The sequence below is a fragment of the Kitasatospora griseola genome, assembly GCF_014648555.1.
In the GTDB taxonomy this organism is placed as follows: domain Bacteria; phylum Actinomycetota; class Actinomycetes; order Streptomycetales; family Streptomycetaceae; genus Kitasatospora; species Kitasatospora griseola.
Genome location: NZ_BMRI01000005.1, coordinates 24,644 through 26,487, shown reverse-complemented (window position 1 = coordinate 26,487; position 1,844 = coordinate 24,644). Strand labels below are relative to the sequence as shown.

The following is a 1,844-nucleotide window of genomic DNA, read 5'->3' as shown; positions in this document are numbered from 1 at the left end:
CGGCGCCGCCCCGACCCGCTCCCTCGTCCGCCGCGTCGCCCTCGACGTCCTGCCGCCGGTCGCGACCCGCGCGGTGCGACGTGCCCTCCGGGCGGGCCGCGGAGCGGTTTGACGGGGCGCCTCCAGGGGCGCGACTCATGGTCCTGCGTCGCGGTCCGGTCGGCGGGTTCTCGGCCGGCCGCGCAGTTCCTCGCGCCCCTGAGCCTGCGCTCGGCGCTCGGCCCGGAGGCGCAGCGCGCGGAGTCGCAGCATCCCGGCCGCGGCCACCGCCGCGCAGAGGCCGATCGCGGACCAGGTGGCCGCGCTCGGGCCGTCGGCCGCGGCGTGGGCCGCGGTCACCGGTTCGGGGCGGAGGGTCGGGGGCTGCCGCGGGGGAGGGGAGGGGGCGGCCGCCGGTGGTGGTGACGGGGCGTCGGTGATCGGCTGGGCCGGCTTCCCGGCGGGCGCCAGGTCCTCGGCCAGCGCGCCGACCGGGGCGACCTTGCCGGCCGCGGCGAAGCCCCAGTCCAGCAGTGCCGCCGCCTCGTCGTAGACCTTCGGGCTGCTGGCCGGGTGCATCACGGTGACCAGCATGGTGCGGCCGCCCTGGACGGCGGCGCCGGTGTAGGTCGCGCCCGCGTTGGTGGTGTAACCGTTCTTCACGCCGATCAGCCCCGGGTACTTGCCGAGCAGCCGGTCGGTGTTGGCGATGCCGAAGCTGCCGCGCTGCCCGCTCCTGTCGACCGCGCCGGGGAACTGCGCCCAGCGGGTGCTGCAGTAGCCGCGGAACTCCTCGTTGCGCAGCCCGGCCCGGGCGAACAGGGTCAGGTCGTACGCCGAGGTGACCTGCCCGTCCATGTCGTAGCCGTCCGGGCTGACCACGTGGGTGTCGCGGGCCTGCAGCTGGTCGGCGCGGGCCTGCATGTCGACGACGGTCTTCGCCACCCCGCCGTTCATGTTGGCCAGCACGTGCACCGCGTCGTTGCCGGAGGACAGGAACACTCCGCGCCACAGGTCCTCGACCTTGTAGTCCAGGTCCTCCTTGATGCCGACCAGGCTGCTGCCCGCGCCCATGCCCTGCAGTTCCGTCCAGCCCACCCGGTGCACCTCGTCGGCCGGGAAGCGGGGCAGCACGGTGACCGCGAACAGCATCTTCAGGGTGGACGCGGGCGGCAGCTGGGCGTGCGCGTTGAACGCGGCCAGCACCTGGCCGGTGTCCGCGTCCGCGACCACCCAGGACTTCCCGGTCAGGCCGGACGGCAGCGGCGGAGCCCCCGGGCCCGGTGCGACCTGCACGCCCGCCGCGCCCAGCCGGTCGCCGCCGACCACGGGCGGCGGCGGGGCCTCGCCGGGGACCGCCGCGAGGGCCGGCGGGCCGACCGGGAGCAGGACCAGGGCGGCAGCGGACGAACCGAGGACGATCCGGCGGACTGTCTGCATTCCCGGAAGCTAACCCGCGCCCCGCCGCCCGACCGTCGAAGCCGCCGACCGACGCCACGAACGAGTACCGCCCGCTGCTCCGTTCGGCGGGCCGCGCATACTGGACGGGCCACCCGTCTGCCGCGAAGGACCCCGTCATGAAGCTCAGCCGCCCGGTCTCCTGGTTCCTCACCGCCTTCGGCGTCTGGTCGGTCTTCATCTGGACGACCTTCGCCAAGAACCTGTGGAAGGACTCCGGCGGCCAGGCGTTCGTGAACGGCGACCACTCGCAGCCGACCGCCTTCTTCTGGGTCCACCTGCTGCTCGCCGTCACCTCGCTGCTGCTCGGCCTCGCCATCGGCGCGATCGGCGTCCGAGGCCTGCGCGCCCTGCGCCGGACGGCCGCCGCGCAGTAGCGCCGAAGGCACCCTTGTACGCCGTCACCC

General features: G+C 75.3%; 2 protein-coding genes and 1 pseudogene. 2 read left to right on the top strand and 1 reads right to left on the bottom strand.

The features are described 5' to 3' along the window. A pseudogene (locus IEZ12_RS40525) lies at positions 1-112 on the top strand (class I SAM-dependent methyltransferase); the annotation flags it as partial. 23 nt (positions 113-135) lie between these two features. On the opposite strand, the gene IEZ12_RS07945 reads toward IEZ12_RS40525, so the two are convergent. After that, on the bottom strand, positions 136-1,419 hold the full coding sequence (locus IEZ12_RS07945) for a D-alanyl-D-alanine carboxypeptidase family protein (RefSeq protein ID WP_189271420.1): 1,284 nt from the start codon (positions 1,417-1,419) through the stop codon (positions 136-138). Between the two features lie 137 nt (positions 1,420-1,556). On the opposite strand from IEZ12_RS07945, the gene IEZ12_RS07940 reads away from it, so the two are divergent. Beyond that, on the top strand, positions 1,557-1,814 hold the full coding sequence (locus tag IEZ12_RS07940) for an SCO4848 family membrane protein (RefSeq protein WP_189271419.1): 258 nt from the start codon (positions 1,557-1,559) through the stop codon (positions 1,812-1,814). The last annotated feature ends 30 nt before the right edge of the window (positions 1,815-1,844 follow it).